This is a genomic window from Pseudomonas sp. BIGb0558, from assembly GCF_024807515.1.
GTDB lineage: Bacteria > Pseudomonadota > Gammaproteobacteria > Pseudomonadales > Pseudomonadaceae > Aquipseudomonas > Aquipseudomonas yamanorum_A.
The window spans coordinates 15129-40218 of sequence record NZ_JANUEW010000002.1; the positions used below are offsets into that span (position 1 = coordinate 15129).

Annotated in this window: 20 protein-coding genes and 1 pseudogene; 13 read left to right on the forward strand and 8 right to left on the reverse strand. The window is 62.5% G+C overall.

Annotation, left to right across the window (positions count from 1 at the left end; all coding sequences use genetic code 11):
* Positions 1–123 precede the first annotated feature (123 nt).
* From M2400_RS03490 to M2400_RS03500, 3 genes are all read right to left on the reverse strand, one after another.
* Entirely contained in the window at positions 124–495 is a 372-nt protein-coding gene (locus M2400_RS03490) for a translation initiation factor Sui1 (protein ID WP_167664869.1), read from the reverse strand.
* A gap of 297 nt (positions 496–792) precedes the next feature.
* Positions 793–1329, reverse strand: coding sequence for an NUDIX hydrolase (locus tag M2400_RS03495; RefSeq protein ID WP_063034071.1), 537 nt, complete (start codon positions 1327–1329; stop codon positions 793–795).
* 2 nt (positions 1330–1331) lie between these two features.
* Positions 1332–2399 carry a DUF2333 family protein gene (locus tag M2400_RS03500; protein ID WP_259195347.1) on the reverse strand — a complete coding sequence of 356 codons (1068 nt, stop codon included), beginning with the start codon at positions 2397–2399 and terminating at the stop codon, positions 1332–1334.
* Positions 2400–2673: 274 nt separating this feature from the next.
* Between M2400_RS03500 and M2400_RS03505 the strand changes: the two genes are divergently transcribed.
* The 13 genes and pseudogenes from M2400_RS03505 (at position 2674) to M2400_RS03565 (ending at position 19658) form a co-directional block, all read left to right on the forward strand.
* Entirely contained in the window at positions 2674–4344 is a 1671-nt protein-coding gene (locus M2400_RS03505; RefSeq protein WP_259195346.1) for a PleD family two-component system response regulator, read from the forward strand.
* A gap of 1519 nt (positions 4345–5863) precedes the next feature.
* Positions 5864–6358 (forward strand): annotated as a pseudogene (locus M2400_RS33455) (methyl-accepting chemotaxis protein); the annotation flags it as partial.
* Between the two features lie 239 nt (positions 6359–6597).
* On the forward strand, positions 6598–7053 hold the full coding sequence (aroQ, locus tag M2400_RS03515) for a type II 3-dehydroquinate dehydratase (protein ID WP_003217307.1): 456 nt from the start codon (positions 6598–6600) through the stop codon (positions 7051–7053).
* Between the two features lie 25 nt (positions 7054–7078).
* Positions 7079–7537: an acetyl-CoA carboxylase biotin carboxyl carrier protein gene (accB, locus tag M2400_RS03520; RefSeq protein WP_177041411.1), complete on the forward strand. Its 459-nt coding sequence runs from the start codon at positions 7079–7081 to the stop codon at positions 7535–7537.
* A gap of 17 nt (positions 7538–7554) precedes the next feature.
* Entirely contained in the window at positions 7555–8916 is a 1362-nt protein-coding gene (gene accC, locus M2400_RS03525; protein ID WP_177041409.1) for an acetyl-CoA carboxylase biotin carboxylase subunit, read from the forward strand.
* Between the two features lie 291 nt (positions 8917–9207).
* The gene (prmA, locus tag M2400_RS03530) at positions 9208–10086 is read left to right on the forward strand and encodes a 50S ribosomal protein L11 methyltransferase (protein ID WP_177120474.1); all 879 of its coding nucleotides are present in this window, start codon (positions 9208–9210) and stop codon (positions 10084–10086) included.
* 30 nt (positions 10087–10116) lie between these two features.
* Positions 10117–11361, forward strand: coding sequence for a DUF3426 domain-containing protein (locus M2400_RS03535; RefSeq protein ID WP_259195343.1), 1245 nt, complete (start codon positions 10117–10119; stop codon positions 11359–11361).
* A 185-nt stretch (positions 11362–11546) separates the two neighbouring features.
* On the forward strand, positions 11547–12560 hold the full coding sequence (dusB, locus tag M2400_RS03540; RefSeq protein WP_177076227.1) for a tRNA dihydrouridine synthase DusB: 1014 nt from the start codon (positions 11547–11549) through the stop codon (positions 12558–12560).
* A complete protein-coding gene (gene fis / locus M2400_RS03545; protein WP_003186237.1) occupies positions 12557–12877 on the forward strand; it encodes a DNA-binding transcriptional regulator Fis in 321 nt (106 codons plus the stop codon). Before dusB ends, fis begins: the two co-directional genes overlap by 4 nt.
* Positions 12878–12958: 81 nt before the next feature.
* Complete coding sequence (gene purH, locus M2400_RS03550) at positions 12959–14566, forward strand: bifunctional phosphoribosylaminoimidazolecarboxamide formyltransferase/IMP cyclohydrolase (protein ID WP_010174016.1); 1608 nt, start codon at positions 12959–12961, stop codon at positions 14564–14566.
* A 167-nt stretch (positions 14567–14733) separates the two neighbouring features.
* Positions 14734–16026: a phosphoribosylamine--glycine ligase gene (gene purD / locus M2400_RS03555; protein WP_259195339.1), complete on the forward strand. Its 1293-nt coding sequence runs from the start codon at positions 14734–14736 to the stop codon at positions 16024–16026.
* A 102-nt stretch (positions 16027–16128) separates the two neighbouring features.
* Positions 16129–18903 carry a hybrid sensor histidine kinase/response regulator gene (locus M2400_RS03560; RefSeq protein ID WP_177076223.1) on the forward strand — a complete coding sequence of 925 codons (2775 nt, stop codon included), beginning with the start codon at positions 16129–16131 and terminating at the stop codon, positions 18901–18903.
* Positions 18904–19061: 158 nt separating this feature from the next.
* Complete coding sequence (locus M2400_RS03565) at positions 19062–19658, forward strand: MarC family protein (RefSeq protein WP_003217330.1); 597 nt, start codon at positions 19062–19064, stop codon at positions 19656–19658.
* Positions 19659–19661: 3 nt separating this feature from the next.
* Here the strand turns inward: M2400_RS03565 and M2400_RS03570 are convergent, their stop codons facing one another.
* From M2400_RS03570 to cobG, 5 genes are all read right to left on the reverse strand, one after another.
* Positions 19662–20450, reverse strand: a complete 789-nt coding sequence (locus M2400_RS03570) for a hypothetical protein (protein WP_259195335.1) — start codon at positions 20448–20450, stop codon at positions 19662–19664.
* A gap of 301 nt (positions 20451–20751) precedes the next feature.
* A complete protein-coding gene (cobJ, locus tag M2400_RS03575; RefSeq protein WP_259195334.1) occupies positions 20752–22392 on the reverse strand; it encodes a precorrin-3B C(17)-methyltransferase in 1641 nt (546 codons plus the stop codon).
* Positions 22392–23123 carry a precorrin-2 C(20)-methyltransferase gene (locus M2400_RS03580; protein ID WP_177076217.1) on the reverse strand — a complete coding sequence of 244 codons (732 nt, stop codon included), beginning with the start codon at positions 23121–23123 and terminating at the stop codon, positions 22392–22394. Before M2400_RS03580 ends, cobJ begins: the two co-directional genes overlap by 1 nt.
* Entirely contained in the window at positions 23123–23749 is a 627-nt protein-coding gene (locus tag M2400_RS03585; protein ID WP_010174005.1) for a precorrin-8X methylmutase, read from the reverse strand. Before M2400_RS03585 ends, M2400_RS03580 begins: the two co-directional genes overlap by 1 nt.
* The gene (gene cobG, locus M2400_RS03590) at positions 23742–25043 is read right to left on the reverse strand and encodes a precorrin-3B synthase (RefSeq protein ID WP_310503508.1); all 1302 of its coding nucleotides are present in this window, start codon (positions 25041–25043) and stop codon (positions 23742–23744) included. The genes M2400_RS03585 and cobG overlap by 8 nt, the downstream gene beginning before the upstream one ends.
* Positions 25044–25090: the final 47 nt, after the last annotated feature.

A 25090-nucleotide genomic window follows, 5' to 3' on the forward strand; every position in this document is an offset into this window, starting at 1 on the left:
AGGGGTAGACCCCACTTGCAGGACAGAGTTTAGACACCGGTCAGGAACAGGCTCTGTGAAAACCATGGGGACGACAGTTCGCGTTCAGCAAGCGGGTCATCGGGGTGGTTTTCACAGAGGCTGCTAGCCGCCGGATTTCTTCGCCTTGTAACCCAGCTTGATCAGCTCGGCCAACAGCAACTCGACGTGGTCGCCCTGAATCTCGATGATGCCGTCTTTCAGGGCGCCACCGGTGCCACAGCGCTTTTTCAGCGTGGTGGCCAGCTCCTTCAGGGCATCTTCGGCCAGGGGCACGCCGGTGATGGTGGTCACCGTCTTGCCGCCACGGCCCTTGCTCTCGCGACGTACGCGGGCAATACCATCGCCTTCGGGAATCAGGGTTGTTTTGCAGGTACACGCGTCCACGGGCTGGCGACAGTCCGGGCAGTGTCGACCTGCGTCGGTGGAAAATACCAGGCCACCAAGGGCGGCGAAGGATGCGGCTTTTTTGGCCACCGGCAATCCTCTTGGGAGGACAAAGACTGATCGGTGCGATCACCGACCGCGAAGCCCCACTCAGGCAGGGGCAGCGCTACTGAGCCGCAGGCATTCAACCCACTGTAGGAGCGAGCTTGCTCGCGAAGGTCGTCAACGATAACGCGGGCATTCAGGCAGCACGCGTCGTGCTTACGTTTTTCGCGAGCAAGCTCGCTCCTACAGGGTGAAGCAACAACGGTTCAGCTTGAAAAGTCGCGCAGTGTAACGGCAAAAAGGCCCCTTGCTAAGAGCCTAATGGCGCCAATTTATGCAACTTTAGCGACGCAGGGCCAAATAACGACGCAACCCTTCCTGGGCATCCGGGCAATAGGGCTTTTGCTCGGCCTCCTCCAGCACCGTCGCCAGTGGCAGAAAGCGGGCTTCCATGACTTCTTCCGGCTGGATCCGCAGCGGCCCGTCCCACACGGCCGAGAACGAAGTGCACCAGAGCCGGCTGTCGCCGTCTTCGAAATAGAAATGGTCGTGAGCGGTGAGTTCGACGCCGCTGACGCCCAATTCCTCTTCCAGCTCCCGGGCCGCCGACTCGGCGTAGGATTCGTGGGCCGCCACCATTCCGCCGGCCGCCGTGTCCCAGAACCCCGGGTACATGGCTTTGCTGAGGGTGCGCCGGTGCACACACAGCTCACCGGCCGAATTGAACAGGAAGATAAAGGTGCAGCGCCCGATCAGCCCTCGCTGGCGCAAATCGGAACGCACCAGGGAGCCGAGCAGGTTGTCCTGCTCGTCGACCCAGGCGATCAGTTCGGCGTCGGAGGCGGCGCGGTGCGCCGCCTCTCGGGTGGAAGCGTCCATCATCAACCCTGGTTCAGGAGCTGACGCAAGTCGATCACTGCAGCGTTGGCCCGGGAAATATAGTTGGCCATGACCAGCGAGTGGTTGGCCAGGATGCCAAAACCGCTGCCGTTCAGGATCATCGGGCTCCACACAGGTTCCTGCGAGGCTTCCAGCTCACGAATGATCTGGCGCACGCTGACGGTGGCGTTCTTCTTGGCCAGCACGTCGGCGAAGTCGACTTCGATGGCGCGCAGCAGGTGGGACAAGGCCCAGGCCTGGCCACGGGCCTCGTAGAACACGTTGTCGATCTGCATCCATGGGGTTTCCACCACTTCTTCATCGACCTGCGGCACTTCACCCGGCGCCAGCGCTTCGGTTTTCAGCGCGGTGTTGAGCTTGACCCGGCCCACACTGGCCGACAGCCGTTGCGACAGCGAACCCAGACGGGTCGCCACATCACCCAGCCAGTTGTTCAGGTTGTCGGCACGCGCATAGAACAGCGCGCCTTTCTGGTTTGGGTCAGACAAACGGGCTTCGTAGCGGCTCAGGGAGTTGATGCCTTCCTGGTATTCCGACTCGCTGGACGGCAGCACCCAGCTCTTGTTGTCGAAGTTGAAGCGCGGCTCGGCCTTGGCCAAATCTGCGTCTTCCGCCGACTGCGACTGCGAACGGGCGAAGTCCTTGCGCAGGGCACGGGTCAGGTCACGCACCTGCACCAGCACGCCGTATTCCCAGCTGGGCATGTTGTCCATCCACAGGCCCGGCGGGAAACGGTCGTTGGAAATGTAGCCACCCGGCTTGTTCAACAAGGTGCCGACTACGGTCTTGAGGGTTTCGACGGTGGTGAAACCCACCACCATTTGCTTGCCATCCTTCTCGGCGGCAATCTGCGCGTTCTGCTGCACCGGGAACAACGCGGGCTCTTCGCTCCAGTACCAGCCCAGGGCACCGGTGACCAACAGGTACAACGCAACCAGCGAGAGCAACGCACGGCTCATCAGCAGGTTACGGAAATAGCTGCGGGGGGCCGACTTGGTTTCGGGGGCCTGGCCCTTTGCACTGCCTGCGCGGTTTTTCCAGTCCAGCATGGCGATATCCTTTCAATCACTTGAGTTCAATAGCTACGACCACAACCCTACCCCATCGTGCCGAGCATCGGGGCGCTTTTAGTCGGGGTGGCGCGTATGCGCAGCTCGACTATAAAGGATGCACGCTTTTTACGCCCGCGCGACTGCAGGGTCGACAAATGAATATCCAGGACCTCGCAGTTAATTGACGTATGACACTCGTGCAAAGGAAAAGAGGTGCTAGCATAGAGCCATCAGTTCGACCTCAGCATGCAGCCTAACTAGTAGTCAGGATATGACCGAGCCAGAAGACCCCAGCCGTGAGCGTCTCAAGCACCATTTTGCCCAGCGGGTAATTCATCAGGCACGTCAAATTCTTGAGATCTGGCAGCGCCTGCAACGCAGCGAATGGTCGACCACTGACTTGTCCGAGCTCAGTGAGGCCAACCTGCGCCTGCTGCGTTTTGCCGAACGCTTCGAGCAGCCGGAACACGGCCAGTTGGCGCACCTGATCAGCGATTCACTCAAGGCCGTGGACGACAACCGCGGTCGCCTCAGCAGCCACCTGATCACCGAACTCAACCGTTTGATGCAGCGCCTGTCCCGCACCGGGCTGCGCCAGGGCGACCAGCTTGAGCAAACGCTCCTGCCGCCGATGCGCAAACCGATCTACGTGATGCTGGCCGACCACGACCGTGCCGAGCGCCTGGCCAAGCAGCTGGAGTTTTTTGGATTGAGCGCCCAGTCCCTCGACAGCGTGGCGGCGTTTCGCGCCTCGATGTCCGAGCGCTTGCCCGCGGCTATCGTGATGGATGTGGATTTCTGCGGCGCCGGCCTCGGCCTCAAGCTTGCCGCCGAAGCCCAGGAAGGCCTTGAACAAAAACTGCCGTTGCTGTTTTTCAGCCTGCACGAAACCGATACGCCCACGCGTCTCGCGGCCGTGCGCGCCGGCGGCCAGGAGTTCCTCACCGGAACCCTGGAGGCCTCGAGCCTGCTGGAAAAAATCGAAGTGCTGACCTGCGTCGCCCAGTACGAACCTTATAAAGTGCTGATCATCGATGACTCGCGGGCCCAGGCCATGCACACCGAGCGCCTGCTCAACAGCGCCGGCATCGTCACCCGCACCCTGATCGAACCGATCCAGGCCATGGCCGAGCTGGCGGACTTCCAGCCCGACCTGATCATCCTCGACATGTATATGCCGGCCTGCACCGGTACCGAACTGGCCAAGGTGATCCGCCACAATGACCGCTACGTCAGCGTGCCGATCATCTACCTCTCGGCCGAAGACGACCTGGACAAGCAACTGGACGCCATGAGCGAAGGCGGCGACGACTTCCTCACCAAGCCGATCAAGCCCCGGCACCTGATCACCACCGTACGCAACCGCGCGGCGCGGGCGCGCAACCTCAAGGCGCGGATGGTGCGCGACAGCCTCACCGGGCTGTACAACCACACCCACATCCTGCAACTGCTGGAAGACTGCAGCTTCCGCGCACGCCGCGAAAACAAGCCGCTGAGCTTTGCGATGCTCGACATCGACCACTTCAAGCGGGTCAACGACAGCCACGGCCACCCCATGGGCGACCGGGTGATCAAGAGCCTCGCACTGTTTCTCAAGCAGCGCTTGCGCAAGACCGACTATATAGGCCGTTACGGCGGCGAAGAATTTGCCATCGTGATGCCCGACACCGACCTCGACAGGGCCTGCCAGGTACTGGACGAGATCCGTGGGCGCTTCGCCGAAATTCACTACCCCGCCCAGCCGCAGGATTTGTGGTGCACGTTCAGTGCCGGCGTGGTGGAGCTCTGCGACGGCTCCGACAGCCTGATGATGGCCGCCCAGGCCGACGAGGCGCTGTACCGTGCCAAGGATGCCGGGCGTAACCGGGTCGCGTCGGCCCGGGCATCAAAGCAAAGTGCCACCTTTTCACCGGAATCCACCGAATCCGTCATAACTCTGTAATGGAAACGCAATAACTTCAGGCACTTACTTCTGCTGTCGGTTGAAACCACGCATGCGCCTGAAGCTGCTGACGAATCTGAACACCCTCCTGCTGGTCGCCGTTTGCCTGGCCCTGGGCGCGACACTCTGGTGGTCGCAACGCGCCCTGGAACGGCCTTACCTGCTGATGGAGCGCTACCTGGGCCTGTCGCAGACCTTTCAGAACCAGGCCGCGCGCAATATCGACGATTACCTCGCCAGCGGCGACGCCCTGCGCCTGAGCAGCGCCAGCCAGAGCCTGGAGAACCTGCTGCAGCACCTGGATGAGTTGCCGCCGGACCTGGCGCAGAACCTGCGACCCAGCCTTGCCGACCTGGATACCTTCAGCAAGACCGACCTGCTGGCCGCCGGCAAACTGGCCGGCGACCCGCAAGCCCTGCTGCTGCAAGCCGAACGCGAACTGGGTGCCAACCTGGAGCAATTGAACCGGTACGCCAGCGGGGTGAATTCGCCGGAGTCTGCGCGTTATTTGCCGCCTTTATTGGCCGCGTCCCAGCATCTGGCCAAACTCTCCCTGGCCCGGGACAAACTGGTGAGCAGCGGGCGCAGCGAACTGGCTGATGATGTGGAGCGCGAAGTCAGCAATATCCGCAGCCAGGCTGACGTGCTGGGGCAATTGCCCTTGCTGGGCGTGACGGCCAGCAGCGAGTCCAATACCGACGATTTCTCGGCCATGATGGGCCTGGAAAACACCGAAAAAACCGTAGCCCAGGACACCGGCGTCGACCTCAAGCGCGAGCTCAACAGCCTGCTGACTCGCTACCCCGCCGAGCTGAAACGCACCCGCGAGCAAATCCAGCAGCGCACCGAACTGGCCACCAGCACCCATCTGAAAATCAATGCGGTACAGCAGGCCATCGCCGGGCTGGAGCCCGTGGTGCGCGCCCAGCACGGGAAAATCCAGGGCGAAGTGCGCCTGATGCAAGGCGTGATGATCGGCCTGATTTTGCTGATCGCGCTGTTGATCGACACCTTGCAGCGGCACCTGGCACGGGTGCTGACCAACCTGGCGCCGGCCTTGTCCACCTGGGCCGAGGGCGATTTCAGCCAGCCCATTGCCTTGGGCAAGACCAACCGCGAACTGCACGATATCGAAGAATCCCTGAACCGCCTGCGCGCCTACCTGGTGGACCTGGTGGGCACCATCAGAGGCAACGCCGAGCAAGTGGCCGGCAGCAGCAGCGCGCTGGCGGAACTGAGCAGCGGCATGCACGACGGCGCCGAACGCCAGGCCGGTGACACCGCGCAGATTCGCGATTCCCTGGGCGAACTGGAGGCCACCATCCAACAGGTTGCCGGCGACGCCAGCCAGGCCGCCCAGGCCAGCCGCAGCGCAGGCGAGGCAGTGGAGCAGGGCCAACGGGTGATCGGCTTAAGCCTGACCGGGCTGCACGCCTTGGTGGGCGAAGTGCAGATCAATGCGCAGATGATCGAAAAACTCGCCGAGGAATCCGCGACCATCGGCGGCGTACTCACGGTGATTCGCTCGATTGCCGACCAGACCAACCTGCTGGCGCTGAACGCCGCCATCGAAGCCGCCCGCGCCGGTGAGGCCGGGCGCGGGTTCGCCGTGGTCGCCGACGAAGTTCGCTCCCTGGCCCAGCGCACCGCCGGCGCCACCGCCGAAATCCAGCACCTGATCGCCGGCCTGCAAACCGCCGCCCGGCAATCGGTGGAAGGCATGCGCGCCCAGGTCGAACACGCCGAAGCCACCGCCGAGCAAGCGCAGGCGGCTGACGGCGCGCTGGATGAAATCGTCGGGGCGATCCAGACCATTTCCGACACCGCCGTGCGGATTGCCGATGTCACTGCCCAGCAAAGTGGCGCTGTGAGTGAAATCCGCGATAACAGTGAGCGAATTCACCAGTTGGGCGAGGACAACTTGCTGCGAATTGGCCAGGGACGCCGCCAGGGAGAGCATTTGCTGGTACTGGGCGGGCAACTCAACACCGCCGTGCAGGCATTCCGCGTCTGACCCAATGTGGGAGCTGGCTTGCCTGCGATGGCGGTGAATCAGTCAAAAAACCTGACACTGACACACCGCCATCGCAGGCAAGCCAGCTCCCACACTGACCGGATTCAGCCTTGCGGTCACATATTTTGCGCAATCCTCGCTAATCGTGCTGCCTACTGCATAGAACTGGACAGTCACAAAGCCTTTGCGGCATAGTCGCCGGGTTCTACCGTGCCCACATCAATAACAAGGAACAGCCGATGGCGACCTTACTGGTTCTTCACGGACCCAACCTGAACCTGCTCGGCACCCGCGAACCGGGCGTCTACGGGGCAGTGACCCTCGAACAGATCAACCTCGATCTGGAACGACGGGCACGTGATGCCGGCCACCATCTGCTCTACCTGCAAAGCAATGCCGAGTACGAATTGATTGATCGCATCCATGCCGCGCGCAGCGAAGGCGTGGACTTTATCCTGATCAATCCCGCCGCTTTTACGCACACAAGCGTTGCATTACGTGACGCGCTGCTGGCGGTGAGCATCCCATTCATCGAAGTGCATTTATCGAACGTGCACAAACGCGAACCTTTCCGCCATCACTCTTACTTCTCCGACGTTGCGGTAGGAGTGATCTGCGGCCTTGGCGCCAGCGGTTACCGACTGGCCCTGGAGGCCGCCCTGGAACAGCTTGAAGACACGGCCAAGCGCCCCTGACCGACCCTTTGGGAGTTGATGATTCATGGATATCCGTAAAGTTAAGAAACTGATCGAACTGCTGGAAGAATCCGGTATCGACGAGCTGGAGATCAAGGAAGGCGAGGAATCCGTACGGATCAGCCGTCACAGCAAGACCCCGGCCCAACAGTTCTACGCGCCACAGATGCAAGCGCCAGCCCCTGCCGCTGCGCCAGTGGCTGCTCCGGTTGCGGCCGCTGCCGAAGCACCTGCTGCACCTAAACTGAACGGTTTCGTGGTCAAGTCGCCAATGGTCGGTACCTTCTACCGCACTCCGGCACCGACCTCGCCAGCCTTCGTTGAAGTCGGCGCAACCGTGAAAGTGGGCGACACCATCTGCATCGTTGAAGCGATGAAGATGATGAACCACATCACGGCTGAAAAAGCCGGCGTCATCGAATCCATCCTGGTAGAAAACGGTCAGCCGGTTGAGTACGACCAGCCGCTGTTCACCATCGTTTGAACCGCGGAGCGCCTTCGATGTTGAAACCTGCGAAGAAACTGCAAAAAGTCCTGATCGCCAACCGCGGCGAGATCGCGCTGCGTATCCTGCGCGCCTGTAAGGAAGAGGGCATCAAGACCGTCGCTGTTTACTCGACGGCCGATACCGAATTGATGCACGTGAAACTGGCGGACGAAAGCATTTGCATCGGCCCGCCACTGGCCACGAACTCGTACCTGAAAGTCTCGAACATCATCGCTGCCGCTGAAGTGACCGGCGCTGATGGCATCCACCCGGGCTACGGCTTCCTCGCGGAAAACGCCGACTTCGCCGAACAGGTGGAGAAATCCGGGTTTGCCTTCATCGGCCCGAAAGCCGAAACCATTCGCCTGATGGGCGACAAGGTATCGGCCAAGGACGCCATGATCGCTGCCGGCGTGCCAACCGTTCCAGGTTCCGACGGCCCGCTGCCTGAAGACGAGGCCACCGCCCTGCGCATTGGTCGCGAAGTCGGTTACCCGGTGATCATCAAGGCCGCCGGTGGCGGTGGTGGTCGCGGCATGCGCGTGGTGCACAAGGAAGAAGACCTGATCGAAGCCGCCAAGCAGACTCGCTCGGAAGCTGCCGCCTGGTTCGGCAACCCGATGGTCTACCTGGAAAAGTACCTGACCAACCCACGTCACGTGGAAGTGCAGGTGCTGTCCGACGGCCAGGGCCACGCCATCCACCTGGGCGACCGCGATTGCTCGCTGCAACGTCGTCACCAGAAGGTACTGGAAGAAGCTCCGGCACCGGGCCTGGACGAGACCGCTCGCCAGGAAGTACTGGCTCGCTGCGTCAAGGCGTGCATCGACATCAACTACCGTGGCGCGGGCACTTTCGAGTTCCTGTACGAGAACGGTCGCTTCTACTTCATCGAGATGAACACTCGTGTGCAGGTAGAGCACCCGGTTTCGGAAATGGTCACCGGTATCGACATCGTCAAGGAGATGCTGAGCATCGCCGCTGGCAACGAGCTGTCGTTTACCCAGGATGATGTGAAGATCCACGGCCACTCGCTGGAGTGCCGGATCAACGCCGAAGACCCGAAAACCTTTATCCCAAGCCCTGGCCTGGTCAAGCATTTCCACGCGCCCGGCGGCAACGGCGTACGTGTGGATTCGCACCTGTACAGCGGCTACAAGGTTCCGTCCAACTACGACTCGCTGATCGGCAAGCTGATCACCTGGGGCGCCACCCGCGACGAGGCCATGGCCCGTATGCGTAACGCCCTGGACGAAATCGTGGTAGACGGCATCAAGACCAACATCCCGCTGCATCGGGATCTGGTTCGCGATGAAGGCTTCTGCGAAGGTGGTGTGAACATTCACTACCTGGAACACAAGCTGGCTAATCAGTAAGCGAAGTGCTCCACCCAACAAAGCCGCCTTCGGGCGGCTTTGTTGTTTGTGGGATACAGAAAACACCACAAAACCCTCTGGGAGCTGGCTTTTGTGGGAGCCGGGCTTGCCCGCGATGCAGACACCTCGATTTATCAGCCAGACCGAGGCGACGCTATCGCAGGCAAGCCAGCTCCCACATTTAGCCTGCGTTCAGTCAGTGGTGTCGTCTTCTGCTGTTCGCTCGCGTAAACTTGCGCGTCTTTCGCAGCCCTACCCCGCTGCACACTCATTTTTTCAAAGGTGCCCGCCATGCCTTGGCTGCAAGTCCGTCTCGCCATCAGCCCAGAACAAGCCGAAACCTACGAAGACGCGTTCCTCGAAGTGGGCGCCGTGTCGGTGACCTTCATGGACGCCGAAGACCAGCCGATCTTCGAACCCGAGCTGAACACCACCCCACTGTGGTCCCACACCCATCTGCTGGCCCTGTTCGAAGACGGCACCGATGCCGCCAGCGTCCTGGCCCACATGGAACTGCTCACCGGCGGCCCGTTGCCGGAACATCACAGCGAAATCATCGAAGACCAGGACTGGGAACGCAGCTGGATGGACAACTTCCAGCCGATGCGTTTTGGCCAGCGCCTGTGGATCGTGCCGAGCTGGCACGCCGCCCCCGAGCCTGACGCGGTGAACCTGCTGCTGGACCCGGGCCTGGCGTTCGGCACCGGTACCCACCCGACCACCGCCCTGTGCCTGGAATGGCTCGACGGCCAGGACCTGCAAGACTGCAACGTGCTGGACTTCGGCTGCGGCTCGGGGATCCTGGCGATCGCCGCCCTGCTGCTGGGCGCCAAGGAAGCCGTCGGTACCGACATCGACGTGCAAGCCCTGGAAGCCTCCCGCGACAACGCCGGGCGCAATAACATCGCCGAAGAGAAATTCCCGCTGTACCTGCCGGAGCAATTGCCCCAGGTGCAGGCCGACGTGCTGGTGGCCAATATCCTGGCCGGGCCGCTGGTGGCCCTGGCGCCGCAGCTGTCGAGCCTGGTCAAGCCGGGCGGGCGCCTGGCGCTGTCGGGCATCCTCGCCGAACAGGGCGAAGACGTTGCCGCCGCCTACGCCCGGGATTTCGAGCTGGACCCGATCGCCAACCGCGACGGCTGGGTACGCATCAGCGGTCGTCGGCGCTAGAATGAGCGCCTGCATGAATCGGATGGCCGCATGACCGACAGTTTCGTCACCCAGTGCCCACATTGCCAAGCGCGCTTTCGCGTCAGCCATGCTCAATTGAGCGTGGCCCGTGGCGTGGTGCGCTGTGGCTCGTGCCTGCAAGTGTTCAACGCCGCTCGCCAATTGCTGGAGCAGCGGGCCAATGCGCCTGCGGCCCAGCCACCGGCAGCCGTAGAACCGCCACCCGAAGCACCGCGGGCCATCAGCCAGAAGCAATGGACCGCCGAAGAGCTGGACCTGGATAACCTGGACCTCGACGAAGAACTGGCCAAGCTGGAGCGCCGCGAGATTCAACACACCCAGCCTGTGGGTGCAGACCGTCGCCAACCCGGCGCCGACCGTCGGCAAAAGGAAGACTCCCTCAGCGCCAGCCGCGACACCGCCAAGGCCGAGGAAGAGCAATGGGCCGCCAGCCTGTTCAGCGAGCCGCGCGACGAAAGGGCACAAGCCCCGCAACCGAGCGACGACGAACCGCAACCCGCCAAGGCAAGCCCCGGCAAACCCAAGCGCACCGAACCGTCGATGTCGTTTGAAGCGGCCGAGCCTGACGACGAACCGCCGCTGCACGCAGCCGCCGTCGATGACGAACCCAATCCACCGGTGACCGCCGCAGCAGAAACGCCGGAACCCGAACTGCCGGAGCGCGCGCAGCCCAAACGCAAACGCCCTCGCCCAGAGGCGGGCGCCCACGACGACCTGCTGTCGGACCTGGAAGACGACCCACTGCACCTGTATTCCCAGAAGCGCTCTTCGGGCTGGGGCCGCCGCCTGTTCTGGGGCCTGTTGGTACTGTTGGCCGCCGCCGGCCTGGCAGGTCAATACGTCGCCTACCAATTCGACGACCTGGCACGCCAGGACGCCTACCGCCCGTGGTTCCAGGAACTGTGCCCGAAACTGGGCTGCACCGTGCCCTCACGCGTTGATATCGCCCACATCAAGAGCAGCAACCTGGTGGTGCGCAGCCACCCGGAGTTCGCCGGCGCCCTGGTAGTGGACGCGATCATCTATAACCGCGCGACATTCTCCCAACCGTTCCCGTTGCTGGAGCTACGCTTCGCTGACATGAACGGGAATATGATCGCCAGTCGTCGCTTCAAGCCGGCCGAGTACCTCAGCGGCGAGCTGGCAGGCCAGACCGAGATGCCCTCCCAGACGCCGATTCACATCGCCCTGGACATTCTCGACCCGGGCAACAAAGCGGTGAATTACAGCTTGAGCTTCCACTCCCCCGAGTGAAACGGGTCATCGGCCGGGGTTTGACGGCAGATTATTGACTGCACGGCCTTGGACCAAACCAGCGGCGATAAGAAAATAACTGTTCAGATTTTATCCAATTCAGCCTTTATCCAGTCATCGAGAGCGGGTATCATGCCAACCCTTTTTCGAACTCTAATGATCCGGCCCCACAACAGGGAAGTCCTATGTCGGCGGTACGCATCGGCCCATACACATTGCACAACGGCTTGATCCTCGCCCCGATGGCGGGTGTCACCGACCAGCCCTTTCGTCAGCTTTGCAAGCGTTTGGGCGCAGGGCTTGTAGTCTCGGAAATGGTCACCAGCGACATGAGCTTGTGGAACACCCGCAAATCGCGGATGCGCATGATCCACGAAGGTGATCCCGAGCCCCGCTCGGTACAGATCGCCGGCGGTGATGCGCAAATGCTGGCGGATGCGGCCCGGGCCAACGTGGAGTTGGGGGCGCAGATTATTGATATCAACATGGGTTGCCCGGCCAAGAAGGTCTGTAACAAGGCCGCAGGCTCTGCCCTGTTGAAGGATGAGCAGTTGGTGAGCGAGATCCTGCATGCCGTTGTCGCTGCAGTGGATGTGCCGGTTACCCTGAAGATCCGCACCGGCTGGGACCGGGACAACAAGAATGGCCTGACGGTGGCGAAGATCGCCGAGCAGGCGGGCATTACAGCGCTGGCGGTGCATGGCCGCACCCGCGCCGACCTTTACACCGGTGAAGCCGAGTACGACACCATTGCCGCGATCAAGCAGGCGGTGTCGATTCCCGTCTTTGCCAACGGCGACATCGATTCAGCCGAGAAAGCCCGGCGCGTGCTGCACGCGACCGGCGCCGATGGCCTGTTGATTGGCCGGGCTGCCCAGGGGCGGCCGTGGATTTTTCGTGAGATCGAGCACTTTCTGCGTACCGGCGAAATCATGCCGGCACCGGAGTTGATCGAGGTGGAACGTATTCTGCTAGAGCATCTGGCCGCCCTGCACGCCTTCTACGGAGACGTGATGGGAGTACGCATTGCTCGCAAGCATGTGGGCTGGTATCTCGCAACCTTGCCGGGCGCCAGGGAGTTTCGCGCCCACTTCAATCGTTTGGATGATACGGAAGCACAGTGCGCCAACGTTCGTGAGTTCTTCAGCGAGCGTTACAAGAGCCTGGTGACAGGGGACGGAGAAGGGGTGGCCGCATGACGATGATGACCGAGACTTTAGTGAGTGGAACAACACCCGTGAGCGACAACGTCAATTTGAAACAGCACCTCAACACGCCGAGCGAAGAAGGCCAGACCCTTCGCGGGAGTGTCGAGAAGGCGCTGCACAATTATTTCGCCCACCTTGAGGGCGCTGCCGTCACGGACGTGTACAACCTGGTGCTCTCCGAAGTCGAAGCGCCGTTGCTCGAAAGCGTGATGAACTACGTCAAGGGCAACCAGACCAAGGCCAGTGAGCTGCTCGGTCTGAACCGTGGCACGCTGCGCAAGAAACTCAAGCAGTACGATTTGCTGTAAGCATTCAATCAAACCAGAAAGGCGCCCGCGTAAAAACGGTCGCCTTTTTTGCTGACTCCTTTGCTTTTGATGGAAATTGAAATGACCGACCAGACTACCCGCCTGCCGATCCGCCGTGCCTTGATCAGTGTCTCCGACAAGACCGGGATCCTCGAATTTGCCCGGGAGCTGGAAGCCCTGGGCGTGGAGATTCTCTCCACCGGCGGGACCTTCAAACTGCTGCAGGACAACGGCGTGGCCGCAGTGGAAGTGGCGGACTACACCGGTTTCGCAGAAATGATGGACGGTCGGGTCAAGACCCTGCACCCGAAAATCCACGGCGGGATCCTCGGTCGTCGCGGTATCGACGACGCCATCATGACCGAGCACGGCATCAAGCCGATCGACCTGGTGGCCGTTAACCTCTACCCGTTCGAAGCCACCATCAACAAGCCAGGCTGCGACCTGCCGACCGCCATCGAAAACATCGATATCGGCGGCCCGACCATGGTTCGCTCCGCAGCAAAAAACCACAAAGACGTGGCCATCGTGGTGAACGCCAGCGACTACGCCAACGTGCTGGAAAGCCTGAAAGCCGGCGGCCTGACCTACGCCCAGCGCTTCGACCTGATGCTCAAGGCCTTCGAACACACCGCCGCCTACGACGGCATGATCGCCAACTACATGGGCACCGTGAACCAGGCGGCTGAAACCCTCAGCACAGAAGGCCGCAGCCAGTTCCCGCGCACCTTCAACAGCCAGTTCATCAAGGCCCAGGAAATGCGCTACGGCGAGAACCCGCACCAGAGCGCGGCGTTCTACGTTGAAGCCAAGCCTGCCGAAGTCGGCATCGCCACCGCAACCCAACTGCAAGGCAAAGAGCTGTCCTACAACAACGTGGCCGACACCGACGCCGCGCTGGAATGTGTGAAGAGCTTCGTCAAGCCCGCCTGCGTGATCGTCAAGCACGCCAACCCGTGCGGCGTGGCCGTGAGCCCGGACGCTGAAGGCGGCATCCGCCAGGCCTACGAACTGGCCTACGCCACCGACACCGAGTCGGCTTTCGGCGGCATCATCGCCTTCAACCGTGAGCTGGACGCCGAGACCGCCAAGGCGATCGTCGAGCGTCAGTTTGTTGAAGTGATCATTGCCCCGTCCGTGAGCGACGAAGCCCGCGCCATCGTTGCTGCCAAGGCCAATGTGCGCCTGCTGGCCTGCGGCGAGTGGTCGGCCGAGCGTGCCGCTGCCTGGGACTACAAGCGCGTCAACGGCGGCTTGCTGGTACAGAGCCGCGACATCGGCATGATCGGCAGCGCTGACCTGAAAGTAGTGACCAAGCGCGCCCCGACCGAACAGGAAATCAACGACCTGATCTTCGCCTGGAAAGTCGCCAAGTACGTTAAATCCAACGCCATCGTCTACGCCAAGAACCGCCAGACCATCGGTGTCGGCGCGGGCCAGATGAGCCGCGTGAACTCGGCACGTATTGCCGCGATCAAGGCGGAACATGCCGGCTTGCAGGTGCAGGGTTCGGTGATGGCGTCCGACGCATTCTTCCCGTTCCGTGATGGCCTGGACAACGCCGCGAAAGCCGGTGTTACCGCGGTGATCCAACCGGGCGGTTCGATGCGTGATGCTGAAGTCATCGCTGCTGCAGACGAAGCCGGCATCGCCATGGTCTTTACCGGCATGCGTCACTTCCGCCACTGATCCAATTGACTGGTGGGCACTGGCTCCTGTGGGAGCTGGCTTGCCTGCGATAGCATCACCTCGGTGCACCTGATACACCGAGGCGCCCGCATCGCAGGCAAGCCAGCTCCCACAGAAAAGCCACCCACCGTGGTCTTCAGAATTCAGCGTCATCCGAGGTTTTTGAAATGAATGTTTTGATCATTGGCAGCGGTGGCCGTGAACACGCCCTGGCCTGGAAAGTTGCCCAGGACCCGCGCGTCCAGAAAGTTTTCGTTGCACCCGGCAACGCCGGCACCGCCATTGAAGCCAAGTGCGAAAACGTCGCCATCGACGTGCTGGCCCTTGAGCAGCTGGCAGACTTTGCCGAGAAAAACGTTTCCCTGACCATCGTCGGGCCGGAAGTGCCGCTGGTAGCCGGCGTTGTGGACCTGTTCCGCAGCCGTGGCCTGGATTGCTTCGGCCCTACCGCCGGCGCTGCCCAGCTGGAAGGCTCGAAAGCCTTCACCAAGGACTTCCTGGCTCGCCACAAGATCCCGACTGCCGACTACCAGAACTTCACCGAGATCGAGCCAGCCCTGGCTTACCTGCGTGAGGTCGGTGCACCGATCGTGATCAAGGCCGACGGCCTGGCCGCCGGCAAAGGCGTGATCGTCGCTATGACCCTGAGTGAGGCCGAAGACGCCGTACGCGACATGCTCGCCGGCAACGCTTTCGGTGAAGCGGGTTCGCGCGTCGTCATCGAGGAGTTCCTCGACGGCGAAGAAGCCAGCTTCATCGTGATGGTCGACGGCAAGAACGTGCTGCCGATGGCCACCAGCCAGGACCACAAACGTGTTGGCGACGGCGACAGCGGCCCGAACACCGGCGGCATGGGTGCCTACTCCCCTGCCCCGGTAGTCACCGCCGAAGTGCACAAACGCGTGATGGACCTGGTGATCTGGCCAACCGTGCGCGGCATGGCCGACGAAGGCAATGTGTACACCGGTTTCCTGTACGCCGGCTTGATGATCGACAAGGCCGGCAACCCGAAAGTCATCGAGTTCAACTGCCGCTTCGGCGATCCGGAAACCCAACCGGTGATGCTGCGCCTGCAATCGAGCCTGGTGCTGCTGGTGGAAGCTGCGCTGGCCCAGGCCCTGGACAAGGTAGAAGCCCAGTGGGACCCGCGCCCGAGCGTCGGCATCGTGCTGGCCGCCGGCGGCTACCCGGCCGACTACGCCAAGGGCGATGTGATTGAAGGTCTGGATGCGGCTGCTACGCTGGAAGGCAAGGTGTTCCATGCGGGCACCGCGCTCAAGGATGGCAAGGTTGTCACCGCCGGTGGTCGCGTATTGTGCGCAACCGCCATGGGCAGCAGCGTAGATGCCGCCCAGCAACAGGCGTACATGCTGGCGGCAAAAATCGACTGGAAGGGCTGCTTCTATCGCACCGACATTGGCTACCGTGCCATTGCCCGCGAGCGTGGCGAAAGTCAGTAAACAGCTATCCGTTCGGTTAGGCAGGGGCGTTTTGCCCTTGCCCTACTCTTGTGGCCCCGCGCATAGTTATACCCATGCATCAACCTACGAAGGGATTTCGCCGTGCGCTGGCTCAGGATCGCCATAGGTTTCACTGTCAGTCTGCTGACCTTGCTCTGCTTGCTTCCGGCCCAGGCCGCCGCACAAGGCAGTGGCTGGGCGGTATTGCTTGATGAACAGGCCGATCTGCAACTGAGCGATATCCGCTCGCCCCGCTACATCAATCAATTCAGCCCCATCGAACTGGACCGGATTACCGCCGCGCAACCGGACGGTGCGTTGTGGGTACGTTTCAGGCTGCAACCCGGCAAGCACGAGCAAGTGCTGCGGGTATTCGCCCCTGACCTGTCACACCTGAACCTGTACGTACTCGACGGCGACACCCTGGTGGAGCAGCAAGCCACCGGCACCCGCCAGCCCCAGGCCGAGCGCCCGCTGCCCAGCAGCGACTTCATGCTGCCGATGCCTCAGAGCCAGAAGCCGCTGGACGTGTACCTGCGCCTGGTCTCGGAACACGAACTGCGCCCGTACATCACCCTGGAGCCCGCCGTACTGGCGGCGGCCAACCAGAACCAGACGCTGATCTACGGGCTGCTGTTCGGCTGCCTGGTGATGCTGATCCTGCACAACCTGACTCGCTACGCCTACCATCGCTCCCGCAGCAGCCTGTGGCTCGCCGCCTGCGAAGTGCTGTTGCTGCTCAGCCTGGCGCTGCTGCTCAATGTGGTGGGGCCATGGCTGCCGAACTGGCACGCGGTACAAACCCCCGGCGCCTACCTCGCCCTGCTGCTGACGGCGCCATGCGGGCTGATGTTCGCCTACCGTTTCTTTGCGCCCCTGGGCCCGCATCCGCTGAACAAGCTGTTGATGGCCGACATCCTGCTGATCGTCCTGGTCGGGCTGTTGCTGCTGTTCGTCAACACACTGCCCCTGAACATCATCACCTACGCCCTGGTGGCGCTGGCCGGCCTGAGCATGTTGTTCGTTTCGGCGTATCACTGGCAAAAAGGTTATCGCCCGGCGCGGCTGTTCATGCTGGCGATGGTGATCTTCAACATTGGCACCCTGATTATCCTGCCCGCATTGCTGGGCCTGACACTGGTGGCGCCCCAAGGTCTGATCGTCACCTTGCTCGGTTTTATCTGCCTCAGCGGCTTGTTGATGAGCCTGGCCCTGGGCGAACGCCAGCGCGCCATCACCGAAGACAACTTCAGCCTCAGCCGCGACCTGGCGGCCAGCAATGCCGAGATCGCCGCCAAGGCCGAGTTCCTGGCGAAGATCAGCCACGAAATCCGCACCCCCATGAACGGCGTGCTGGGCATGACCGAACTGCTGTTGGGCACGCCGCTGTCGGTCAAACAGCGGGACTATGTGCAAACCATCCACAGCGCCGGCAATGAACTGCTCACCCTGATCAACGAGATCCTCGACATCTCCAAGCTGGAGTCCGGGCAGATCGAACTGGACGACGTGCAATTCGACCTCAACGCGCTGATCGAAGACTGCCTGAGTATTTTCCGCGCCAAGGCCGAACAGCAGAACGTCGAGCTGATCAGCTTTATCCAGCCCCAGGTGCCACGGGTGATCAGCGGCGACCCGACCCGCCTGCGCCAGGCAATGTTGAGCCTGCTGGAAAACGCCCTGCAAAAAACCGATGAAGGCGAAGTGCTGATCGTCGTCGCGCTGGACGAGCGCAGCAGCAAACCGCGCCTGCGCATCGCCGTGCAAGACAGTGGCCTGCCAATGGAACCCGCCGAGCGCGACGCCCTGCTGCACAGCGAGTTGCACAGCAAGAATTTCCTCTCGGCCACACGCCTGAGCGGCCATCTGGGCCTGGTCATCGCCCGCCAGTTGATCCTGTTGATGAATGGCGAATTCGGCATCAAGAGCGGCAGCCAACAGGGCAGCACCTTGTGGCTGACCTTGCCGCTGGACCCGGAACGCCTCGAGCATCCGACCTCCGACCTCGACGGCCCGCTCCAGGGCGCTCGCGTGCTGGTGGTGGACGACAACGACACCTGCCGCAAAGTGCTGGTGCAGCAATGCACGGCCTGGGGCCTGAACGTCAGCGCTGTGCCTTCGGGCAAGGAAGCCCTGGCGCTGCTGCGCACCAAGGCGCACCTGCGGGACTATTTCGACGTGGTGCTGCTGGACCAGAACATGCCCGGCATGACCGGCATGCAACTGGCGGCGAAGATCAAGGAAGACCCGAGCCTGAACCACGACATATTGCTGATCATGCTCACCGGCATCAGCAACGCGCCGAGCAAGATCATCGCGCGCAACTGCGGGATCAAACGCATCCTCGCCAAACCCGTGGCCGGCTATACCCTCAAGACCACGCTTGCCGACGAGTTGACCCAGCGAAGCAAAGGCACCGTGCAACCTCGCCAGCCCGCGATCAGCGCGCCCGTCCCGGTGACGGTGCCGAGTGATTTCCGGATCCTGGTGGCGGAAGACAACAGCATCTCCACCAAGGTGATTCGCGGCATGCTCGGCAAGCTCAACCTGCAGCCCGACACTGCCAGCAACGGCGAAGAAGCCCTGCAAGCGATGAAGGCCCAGCGCTACGACCTGGTGTTGATGGACTGTGAAATGCCGATCCTCGACGGCTTCTCCGCCACCCAGCAACTGCGGGCGTGGGAAGTCAGCAACCAGCGCATTCGTACGCCGATCGTGGCGCTGACGGCGCACATTCTGTCAGAACACAAAGAGCGTGCACGCCAGGCCGGGATGGACGGGCACATGGCCAAGCCAGTGGAGTTGTCGCAACTGCGCGAGCTGGTGGAATATTGGGTGGCGCAACGGGCACAACGGCCGGAACACGCCCCTACCTGACCTGAAACAGGATCTCCCTGTGGGAGCTGCCTGCGATGGCGGTGTATCAGCCACAAACATGGGTGCCTGACACACCGCCATCGCAGGCAAGCCAGCTCCCACATTTGTTCCGTGGCGCCTGATAGACTCCCCACACGTCCCCGCCGCGAGCCGCGCCCATGCTCCATGTGTTATTCAGCGTTTACCTGAAGATGCTGGTGCTCTACAGCCCCTTCTTCGTGCTCTCCTGCTTTATCAGCCTGACCCGCGGCTACTCCAGCAAAGAGCGGCGGCGCCTGGCCTGGAAAGTGGCCCTCGCCACCCTGGTCTCGAGCGTGTTGCTCTACCTGTTCGGCCGGGTGATTTTCAGTGTGTTCGGCATCACCGTCGACGCCTTCCGCATCGGCGCCGGCAGTGTGCTGTTTATCTCGGCCCTGGGCATGGCCCAAGGCAAGTCGGCCGTGCAGACCGACAACGTGCAGCAGGACGTGACCATCGTGCCGCTGACCATTCCCCTGACCGTCGGCCCCGGCACCATCGGTGCACTGCTGGTGATGGGCGTCAGCCAGCCGCACTGGGACGACAAGATCACCGCCATCCTCAGCATCGCCCTGGCCAGCCTCACGGTGGGCGTGGTGCTGTACCTGTCCAACCGTATCGAACGCATCCTCGGCGACCAGGGCTTGCAGATTGTCAGCCGGTTGATGGGGCTGTTTGTGTGTGCCCTGGCCGCGCAAATCATCTTTACCGGTGTACGCGGCTACCTGGTGCCGTAACGCTCAAATCCTGTATTTGGCGATAGCCAGGCGGACCTTGTCCCCTGCGCTGTCCCGCAGCAGTTGAATCGTGGATTCATTGACCACCGAGCTGTTCAGCACCAGGCACGTGCGGCCACTGAAGGCTTCAACGGAGGCACTGTCCCACTCCAGAAACGGTATGCCCAACTGCTTGCTGACGCCGTGGGAACTGTAAGTCACCAACACCATCGAGACCTCTCCGGCCGTTTCCGAACAGGACGCCAAGCCGAAATCACCACCGTCGCGGGTCGTGGTATTGCGTTTGAACAACTCGAACGAGGCCGGAAGCTGCTTCAAGGCCTCCACTGCATCACCCACCAGCTTGGGCAGCGCACTGATCAGCGGCCCCGACAGGAACGTCGAAGCCACCGTGGCCGCTACCAGGTTCAGCGCCGCCAACTGCACCGACAGCCCTTTGCGGGTCGTGTACACCCGCTCAAAACTGCTCCTCACCGGGATCCAGCCCAGGCTGGTCATCACCTTGATGAACTCGTCGTACCAGGCCTCGCTTCCCCGGGCGATGCGCAACACATCGCTGACGTAGCTGCTCGCCAGCAAATAGCTCTTGCGGGTGTACTCCTTGTTGAGACTGGTCATGCCGTCCACAAACGACATGACGCTGTTGTTCACCACCGCCGCATTCAAATCATCATCGTCAGCCTTTATCGGCGGGCTCGACCCGGACGACAGGCTGGACGCCCCCGGAAGCCGGTAAGCGGAAATCAGCCTCCTCCTTTTTGCGCTGTTGATCCGTCTGTTATTTCGCTCCATAGCCATTTCTCCATAACCCCCAACATGGGGCTTAACGCCAACACTAGTCGAGTTGCCGGAGATCTTGAGCTACAGGAAATTGACGACAGGACGCGCTGCTGCACGCAGGAAAAATCAGCCCGTGCGGCGACGCTGAGCAAACATTGGGGATGAACCTGTGCTGCGAAAAGACGCGGTGTTTTTCTTCGCCCCGTAGAGAAAGGTAAGACTCGATCTGGCGCCAGAACGGCTCGGCAAGCAGACCTTTCTTCCATCACCTGATGGCTTTTTCAAGGTGGCCCCATTGCGGGGCCACCGTGTTTCAGGAGGCCGGTTTCTCGCCGTACCAACGTGGCGTGTACACCCACTCACCGCCACCGGCGCGGGGGAATACGCAGGTGGTGGACGAGCCGATGAGCACCATGGTGCGCATGTCCACCTGCTCCGGGGTCAGTTGCCCCAGTGTGGTGACGCGCAGGGTCTGCCCCGGACGACCGATATCACGGCCCAACACCACCGGCGTCTCGGCCGCGCGGTGCTGCGCGACGATCTCCAGGGCGCGCCCCAACTGCCACGGCCGCGCACGGGAAATCGGGTTGTAGAACGCCAGCGCCAGGTCGGCCTGGGACGCCAGGTCCAGGCGCTTCTCGATGATCGCCCAGGGCTTGAGGTTGTCCGACAGCGACATCACGCAGAAGTCATGCCCCAGCGGTGCTCCCGCCTGGGCCGCCGTGGCCAGGGATGCCGATACGCCCGGCAGGATCTCCAGGTCGACCTGATGCCAGGCCGGGTCGCTGGATTCGTGCAAGGCTTCGATCACCGCAGCGGCCATGGCGAATACGCCCGGGTCACCCGAGGACACCACCACCACCGAACGCCCCTGCGCCGCCAGCTCAAAGGCGTGGCGGGCGCGCTGCATTTCTTCGCGGTTGTCGGTGCAATGCTGGATCTGGTCCGGCCGGAACGGCCCGGCCATGCGCACGTAGGTTTCGTAACCCAGCACGTCGGTGCAGCGGGCCAGTTCGGCCTTTACCGCCGGCACCATCAGCTCGGCAGCGCCGGGGCCCAGGCCGATGACTGCCAGGCGTCCACGAGGACGACCGATCAAGGACAGGTTCAGAGGGGCATCGGCGACCGTGATCGCGATGTCGGCCTGGGTCGCCAAATCGGCAAAGCGCAACGGTACGTCCAACTCGACTGAAGCTTCGTGCAATGACGAATCAGCCATCTCCGTTTCAGCCGCCAGCAGGCACGCCAGTGACTGCACGGCGAGCCCTGCATCCTGCAACGCCGCACGAATGCGCGAGGCCAATTGCGGCCCTGGCTGGCAGGTGACCAACACGTTCTTCGGATAAATCAGCAGTTCATTCGCCGCAGGCGTGCGCTGGGCACTGCCCACGTGGATCGCCAGTCGCGCCTGCTGATCCTGGGGCAAATTGGCCTGATCCAGCCACGGCGCAGCACCTTCGATGCGCACCGATTCGCCCGCCAGCAAGTCCGACACAAAGCGCTTGCCCAGCTCCAGATCTGCGAGCTGATAACCGCTGGGAGGGTTGAGCAGGCAGGTGCCGAAACGCAGCTCGCCACTGGTGGTGATCGCAGCGGCAACGCCCAACGCAGCAGCGATTTCACGCGCCATTACGTTCACACCGCCGAGGCCACCGAGCAGCGGCACTACCGCGCTGCCGTCTTCGGCGACTGCCAGCACGGCAGGCTCCACGCCTTTCTCCAGCAGCAGCGGCGCCAGGGTGCGGATCACAATTCCGGCGGCGCACAACGCAATGATCGACGTGCCCTGTTGATACAACTGGCGCAGGGTTGCGCCGAACTCGGTGTAGGACTGGTCTGCGCCCTCGACCCGCCCGGCCAGGCCGTGGATCAGCGCGTCGGGATACACCTGCTGGATAGCCCGGGCCGTGGGGAGGCTGCCCTGCCCCAGGATGACAATCGCGGGACTCGTCATCAGCCTTGCCACCTTTCACCAGGAACGATGATCAGCGAGAAATATGGCGAGGACGTTGGATCGACTTCGTTCAGGGCGACGATTTTCTGATTGGCCATGGTCGCACGCTCGACGTACAACGCCCGGCTCGCCAGGCCCAGTTCTTCCAATACCTGGCGCACCTTGGTGAAGTTGCGCCCCAGCTTCATGATCACCGCCGCATCGGCATCCGCCAGGCGACGCTTGAGTTCGTCGTGGGGCAACACGCCGGAGAGCACCGACAGGCTCTGGTTGCGATACACCAACGGCGCGCCCAGCACCGAGGCGCCACCGAGCATCGAGCACACGCCCGGGATCACCTGGGCTTCGTAGCGCTCGGCCAGGCGGTCGTGCAGATACATGTAGGAACCGTAGAAGAACGGATCGCCTTCGCAGATCACCGCCACATCGCGCCCGGCATCCAGGTGCGCGGCAACGTCGACACTGGCGGTGTCGTAGAAGTCGCTGATCACTTGCTCGTAGGACAGCGGCGCCGGCAACACTTCGGTGGTCACCGGGTACACCAGCGGCATCAGGGTTTGTTGCGGCACCAAATGGTCTTCGATGATGCCGAAGGCGTTGCCCTTCTTGCCCTTGGCCACGAAGTACGCCACCACCGGCGATTCGCGCAACAGGCGCAGGGCCTTGAGGGTGATAAGTTCCGGGTCACCAGGGCCTACGCCCAGGCCAATCAAACGTCCGCGTGCCGGCATTATTCGACCTCCGTGGCCAAGGCGTTCACCGCGGCGGCGGCCATCGCACTGCCGCCCAGGCGGCCCTGCATGATCACGAACGGTACGCCACGGCTGTCTGCAGCCAGCATCGCCTTGGATTCGGCGGCGCCGACAAAACCCACCGGGAAACCGAGGATCAACGCGGGTTTTGGCGCACCGGCGTCGAGCATTTCCAGCAGGTAGAACAAGGCGGTCGGGGCATTGCCAATCACCACCACACTGCCTTCCAGGTGCGGGCGCCACAGCTCCAGGGCGGCGGCGGAACGGGTGTTGCCCAGCTCGCGGGCCAACTCCGGCACGCTGTCATCGCGCAGGGTGCAGATCACCTGATTGTTGGCCGGCAGACGGGTGCGGGTTACGCCTTCGGAGACCATCCGCGCATCACACAGAATCGGCGCGCCGGCGGCCAGGGCTTCGCGCCCGGCCTTGCCCGCGCCCTCGGAAAATTGCAGGCCGTCGATGGCGTCGACCATGCCGCAGGCATGAATCACCCGCACGGCGAGTTTTTCCAGGTCGGCAGGAATGCGATCAAGCTTGGCTTCTGCGCGAATGATCGCGAAGGAGTTGCGATAGATCTCCTGACCGTCGCGGATGTAATCAATCATCGGTGTTGCTCCGTGGGTGGGCGCGCAACACGGCGCCCGCCGCTTCAATGGAAAGAGTGCGCGCGTGCAGGCGGCCGAAACCGGGCAGGCCTGCGTCGCGAAAATAGAGGTCGTAGTGGCCGGGGCTCACCGCCAGCAAGGTGACCGGCGCGGTGTGTGCGGCAGCGCAGGAACGCGGGCAGCCGGACAGGTGCACGTTGTGGCCGGGGGCAAGCGTGGCCAGGTGCAGGGCGTCGGCCTTGGTGTCGCAAAGGCCTTTGGCGCAGCCGCTGGAACCGGTGCAGGCGATCAGGCGCGCCAGGGGTTGGTCCACAGAACACAGAAAGCCAAGCTGTTCGAGGCGTTCGGTCACAGCCGCCGCGTCCCGGATATTGGGCAGCAGCAGGCCTTGCCAGGGCGTGACACGCAGGGTGGCGTCGCCATGGTCGACGGCCAGTTGCGCGGCGCCCCTGAGCATCGCCGAATCGAGGCGGCCCAAGGGTGCGACGCCGGCAACGTAGACCCGGTTTTTTTGGTGCTGTGGATAACTTCCCAGGTGCAGCGGCGCAGGGTTTGCGCGGCGCGAGAAGCCGTCGACAGGCTGCAACGGCAGGCTTATTTGCCCCAGGAAGTTATCCACAGACGTTTCGGCCAGCAGGTGCCGCATGCGGTTTTGTTCAGGCCGGGCCAGTGCAAGGAAGCGTTCCAGAACCGCCACCACCAATGCATGCCCTTGCGCCAAAGGCACGGCCGCCAAGGGCGCGTCCTGCGCCGGGCAACCTGCCAGGCCGAACGCCAACAGCGTCTGGCCATTGGCGTCGAAGGCCGACAGCCACAGGTCGTGGTGATGCTCGAGCATCGCCAGGGCTTCACCACCGTCCAGTTGCACGGCGAACTTGGCCGACAACTCATGAAAGCGTGGGTGGGTTTCCAGGGTGACGAGGATCTCGTCCGCCAACGGCCGGGTGTCGAACAGCATGTCGCGGTCGATACCGGCGCTGGGGCTGAGCATCAGGTTGCGCACATCGTCCCCGGCGGCGCTTCTGGGGCCCAGGTCGGCGGCCAGCAAGGCCGCGATCAATGCATCCTGTTCGGCGCCAATTCCGCGGATTTGCAGGTTGGCGCGGTTGGTCGCCTCGATCACCCCGCCGGCATAGGCCTGGGCCGCGTCGGCCACGGCAAACGCCTGCTCGGCGCGGATCGAACCACCGGCCAGTTTGATCCGGCAAATCCCGCCATCCAACGCCTGGACAATACGCAGCAACCCCGGACAGGCCGAGGGGCGCAAGGTATTGGACGATGGTGTTGGTTTCACAGGGCTACCGGTTCACGGGTAAAGGCGCGGTATTATGCCTGCTTTGT

What these genes read in the sequence shown, in the direction of transcription:
- M2400_RS03495 (WP_063034071.1), bottom strand. Translation starts at nt 1,329, where the DNA reads ATGGACGCTTCCACCCGAGAGGCGGCGCACCGCGCCGCCTCCGACGCC.
- M2400_RS03500 (WP_259195347.1), bottom strand. Translation starts at nt 2,399, where the DNA reads ATGCTGGACTGGAAAAACCGCGCAGGCAGTGCAAAGGGCCAGGCCCCC.
- M2400_RS03505 (WP_259195346.1), top strand. Translation starts at nt 2,674, where the DNA reads ATGACCGAGCCAGAAGACCCCAGCCGTGAGCGTCTCAAGCACCATTTT.
- aroQ (WP_003217307.1), top strand. Translation starts at nt 6,598, where the DNA reads ATGGCGACCTTACTGGTTCTTCACGGACCCAACCTGAACCTGCTCGGC.
- accB (WP_177041411.1), top strand. Translation starts at nt 7,079, where the DNA reads ATGGATATCCGTAAAGTTAAGAAACTGATCGAACTGCTGGAAGAATCC.
- accC (WP_177041409.1), top strand. Translation starts at nt 7,555, where the DNA reads ATGTTGAAACCTGCGAAGAAACTGCAAAAAGTCCTGATCGCCAACCGC.
- prmA (WP_177120474.1), top strand. Translation starts at nt 9,208, where the DNA reads ATGCCTTGGCTGCAAGTCCGTCTCGCCATCAGCCCAGAACAAGCCGAA.
- M2400_RS03535 (WP_259195343.1), top strand. Translation starts at nt 10,117, where the DNA reads ATGACCGACAGTTTCGTCACCCAGTGCCCACATTGCCAAGCGCGCTTT.
- dusB (WP_177076227.1), top strand. Translation starts at nt 11,547, where the DNA reads ATGTCGGCGGTACGCATCGGCCCATACACATTGCACAACGGCTTGATC.
- fis (WP_003186237.1), top strand. Translation starts at nt 12,557, where the DNA reads ATGACGATGATGACCGAGACTTTAGTGAGTGGAACAACACCCGTGAGC.
- purH (WP_010174016.1), top strand. Translation starts at nt 12,959, where the DNA reads ATGACCGACCAGACTACCCGCCTGCCGATCCGCCGTGCCTTGATCAGT.
- purD (WP_259195339.1), top strand. Translation starts at nt 14,734, where the DNA reads ATGAATGTTTTGATCATTGGCAGCGGTGGCCGTGAACACGCCCTGGCC.
- M2400_RS03565 (WP_003217330.1), top strand. Translation starts at nt 19,062, where the DNA reads ATGCTCCATGTGTTATTCAGCGTTTACCTGAAGATGCTGGTGCTCTAC.
- M2400_RS03570 (WP_259195335.1), bottom strand. Translation starts at nt 20,450, where the DNA reads ATGGAGCGAAATAACAGACGGATCAACAGCGCAAAAAGGAGGAGGCTG.
- cobJ (WP_259195334.1), bottom strand. Translation starts at nt 22,392, where the DNA reads ATGACGAGTCCCGCGATTGTCATCCTGGGGCAGGGCAGCCTCCCCACG.
- M2400_RS03580 (WP_177076217.1), bottom strand. Translation starts at nt 23,123, where the DNA reads ATGCCGGCACGCGGACGTTTGATTGGCCTGGGCGTAGGCCCTGGTGAC.
- M2400_RS03585 (WP_010174005.1), bottom strand. Translation starts at nt 23,749, where the DNA reads ATGATTGATTACATCCGCGACGGTCAGGAGATCTATCGCAACTCCTTC.